At 47.7% G+C, this 4,035-nt stretch carries 2 protein-coding genes; both read right to left on the bottom strand.

Annotation, left to right across the window (positions count from 1 at the left end; genetic code table 11):
* Nucleotides 1-1,046, bottom strand: a 1,046-nt coding sequence (atpD, locus tag WBV75_RS06155) for a F0F1 ATP synthase subunit beta (protein WP_424119763.1), incomplete at its 3' end; no start/stop codon positions are given.
* 142 nt (nucleotides 1,047-1,188) lie between these two features.
* Nucleotides 1,189-3,939 (bottom strand): TonB-dependent receptor, encoded by a 2,751-nt coding sequence (locus WBV75_RS06150; protein ID WP_424119762.1) that lies wholly within the window; start codon nucleotides 3,937-3,939, stop codon nucleotides 1,189-1,191.
* Nucleotides 3,940-4,035: the final 96 nt, after the last annotated feature.

Below are 4,035 nucleotides of genomic sequence, written 5' to 3'. Positions count from 1 at the left end.
GTTGCCGGTGCCGGATCCGTAAGGTCATCCGCAGGAACATAGACGGCCTGAACAGAAGTAATCGATCCTCTTTTGGTCGAGGTGATACGCTCCTGCATGGCTCCCATTTCAGTAGCCAGGGTAGGTTGGTACCCTACTGCAGATGGCATCCTTCCCAAAAGGGCGGAAACCTCAGATCCTGCCTGTGTGAAACGGAAGATATTGTCGACAAAGAAAAGTACGTCTTTCCCTTGCCCTTCTCCGGCTCCATCACGGAAGTACTCCGCTATTGTCAATCCGGAAAGGGCCACACGGGCACGTGCCCCGGGAGGCTCATTCATTTGTCCGAATACGAAGGTCGCCTTGGATTCTTTCATTACTTTTTTATCCACCTTACTCAGGTCCCATCCTCCTTCTTCCATGGAATGCAGGAAATCGTCACCGTACTTAATAATTCCGGATTCGAGCATTTCCCGAAGCAGGTCATTCCCTTCACGGGTACGTTCCCCTACTCCCGCAAATACAGACAACCCTCCGTGCCCTTTGGCAATATTGTTGATGAGTTCCTGGATCAAAACCGTTTTTCCCACCCCGGCTCCCCCGAACAAACCAATCTTACCTCCTTTGGCATAAGGCTCAATCAGGTCGATGACCTTTATCCCGGTTAAGAGTACTTCTGTAGAAGTGGAAAGATCTTCAAATTTCGGAGCTTCGCGGTGAATGGGCAGTCCGTCCTTACCCGCTTTGGGAAGATTCCCAAGACCGTCAATTGCATCCCCTATCACATTGAAAAGGCGTCCGTAGACGTCTTCCCCGACCGGCATTTGTATCGCAGCTCCTGTGGCAACAACCTCAGTTCCGCGGCTCAAACCATCTGTAGAGTCCATAGAGATGGACCGTACGGAGTTTTCGCCAATATGGGATTGAACCTCGAGGACCAAAAGAGACCCATCTTCCCTTTTGATTTCAAGGGAGTCGTAAATTTTTGGAAGGTCGGCTTCCGAAGGAAATTCAACGTCGATTACCGGGCCGATTATTTGGGATACCCTGCCTGAATGATTTGCCATTATTCTGAATTTATAAAAAGTCTAAGGTGCTTTTTTTCGGCTGCAAATATAGGGCATTCCTCCATAATTCGGAACGGTTTCCATCCCTTTTTCCATAAAAAAAGCGCCGGTCTCCCGGCGCTTAAATTATTGTATCTCCCTGTTACGGATTCACCGTCCAGGAAACATAGAAAATAGAACCTACAATTCCCGTTCCTACGGCTGAAAAGAAGTCTTCTCCAAGGATGTTGGATCCCCCCAGTTTAAAAATCGATTTCAGGCTGGGTACCGTATAATTAACCTGCGCATCCAACACGTTAAACGAAGGTATGGGACCATCGGCAAAAGTGTTTTGCCACTCATAGGAATCACTCCAGCGGTAGTTGATAAAGAACCCGAAGTTCTTAAACAATTCCGTATGCCCGAAAGAAGCCTTTACCTTGTGATTCGGGGTGTTGAATTGAGTCCGGAAATCCGGGAAAGCCGCCTGATCGAATTCAAATTCCGCATAGGTATAGTTTATTCCAAAATCAAAATCTCCCAATACTTTGGCGTCCAAGCCGATGGTTGCTCCATAAGATTCTACATCCGCAGGAGAGTTTGTATATGTCTGATAGGCTTGAGTGTCGCCGTTTTGCAATGCCAGGAGTGAGAGTGCATTATCCCCGGCCTGTCCATAAAGCGGAACAAGAACAATGGTGTTGGAAATAAAATTGTCATAAACGTTATAGTACCCGCTCAAATCAATAGCAATACGGCCAATTTGTGCTCTGTAACCCAACTCAAATGCTGTGATCTCCTCGGGCTGAACTAAGGGAGTTTCCACCGCCTGAGGCGCTCCCTGTTGCAGCGAACTGACGGAAAATGCGTTCTCATAGGCGGCTCTGCCGACGATCGTAGATGTCGGGCTTCCTGTAATCGCCTGCCCAGAGGGAGAGAGTGGTAGGGTACGAACATCCCGATCCAGGTTATCCGGTGCAGATCCCACAAGGATGGCACGGCCGGCATTCAGACCGATAAATAAATCCTGGGTGGTCGGGTTCCGGAAGCCCTGCTGGACGGAAAACCGAATGTTGTGGTTGCGCTCTTCTCCAAGGGTCGCTAAAAGAGAAGCCCTGGGAGAGAAAAATCCATCAAAGAACTCGTTCTTGTCGTAGCGCACAGATCCGGTAAATTTCAGCCGGTCGTCCAGAAATTGCTTCTGCACCTGAAGATAAGCTCCGTATTCGTTATAAGTGATGGGGCCGTCTATATCGGTAAAAATGGTTCCCTGTGAATTCAATTCATACTCCCGGAAAGATCCCCCGATCATAATATCCGCAAAATCTGAAGTCAGATGTGAAAAATTGTAATTGGCATCTGCATGACGAAACTTGGTTCTGTCTATAAATTTAGCACCTGTATTAAAATCTCCGTCTGCGATCACCCTGTTAAATACAGAATTAAAGGCATCCGTTCCCGGCACCAGCCGCCCCTGATCCGCCGCTTGTCTGGCGACAGCATGGGCTTGCTCTTCCGGAAGTTGAACCCCAGTTCCGACACCGAGTCGTGCCCCGATAAACGTTTGGGCGTAGTCCGTAAACCACTGGGTATCTCCTTTCCAGGCCCGGTTGATATTAATGGCTGCAAAACGAGTATCGTACGAATTTCCTGAGTTTTCCGAGGTGATATACCCCCTTACAAAGAAGTTATTATTCCGAAACTCTATACGGTGTTGTTGAAGAGTGAAATCCCGGATTGCATAACGATTCGCTCCCTGATAAATCGTATTTCCACGACCTATACGCCCATTGTAGATGATCTCAAAATCATTGGCAAATGGGCGGTAATATAAAGAAAAGTCCGTTTTAACACTCTGCGCATTGTAGTTTAACAGATCCGACTCGGCATACCCCGTACGGGAAACCAATGCACTTCCTAAAGTTCCTGAAGGCAGGCCTACAGCCTGGTCAAAGTTCAGGAGCGTACTTACTTCATCTCCGTAAACATTCAATCCGTCATAGGCAGGGTTATCCCGGGTTGCGCCGGGTCTGTTGAGATCCCTTTCATCCACGGCATGCCAATCCTCTCCTTGCAGGAAGGAAAAGTTTGCCTTGATCGCAAATTTATCGCTGAAGGCATGGGCGGCGCGGATTCCAAAATCGTAATACGGATTAGTCCCCGCAGCATCCTGTTGGGTAAACCCTGTTTTGAAATAGGCGCTGATTCCCTGAAAATCAAAGGGATTCTTACTGTTCATAAACAAAATCCCGTTAAAAGCCCCGGCCCCATAGAGGGCAGAAGATGCTCCGGGCAGGATTTCAATGCTTTGAACTTCCAGTTCGCTCATCCCGACCAGGTTTCCAAGCACGAAGTTTAACCCGGGTGCTGTATTATCCATTCCGTCGACAAGCTGCATAAACCGCACGTTCGCAAAAGAAGCAAACCCCCGGGTATTGATCGACTGGAAGGTTAAACTGTTGGTGTTGATATCCACCCCTTTCAGATTCTGTAGCCCCCCGTAAAAGGATTCCGCCGGGGTGTTCTGAATCTCCTTTAACCCAAAACGCTCCACCGTAACCGGGGATTCAAAAAGGCGTTCCGGAGTCCTGGAGGCCGATATAACGACCTCATCTAAATAGGTTTGTGACTCGGAAAGGGTTATTGAAAGGTTTTCATTATTTGAGGAAACGTTAACGGTAGTAGGGGAATATCCTATACTAGTAATCCGAAGCTCAAAAGGAGGGACTTCAGAGGTTTCGAGTACAAAATTTCCATCGAAATCTGCCGTGGCCCCTACCGTCGTCCCTGCAATTACGACATTGGCCGCAGGTATCGGAATTCCATTTTCATCGCTTACAGTTCCGCGTACAGTGGTTTGCGCATAAGCTCCCACTGCAAATAGGAGCATCGCAAGAAGTAATCCTGTTCTCATTAGACTAGTCTGTGTTATTAGTTTGAAGAGCAAGATACAGATTTTTTAGAACGGGGAATTAAAATTTAATAAAATTATGCGCGCATAATAAGAATA

The organism is Robiginitalea sp., from assembly GCF_049588695.1.
Taxonomy (GTDB): domain Bacteria; phylum Bacteroidota; class Bacteroidia; order Flavobacteriales; family Flavobacteriaceae; genus Robiginitalea.
This window is presented reverse-complemented; position numbering and strand designations above follow the sequence as displayed.

What these genes read in the sequence shown, in the direction of transcription:
- WBV75_RS06150 (WP_424119762.1), bottom strand. Translation starts at nt 3,939, where the DNA reads ATGAGAACAGGATTACTTCTTGCGATGCTCCTATTTGCAGTGGGAGCT.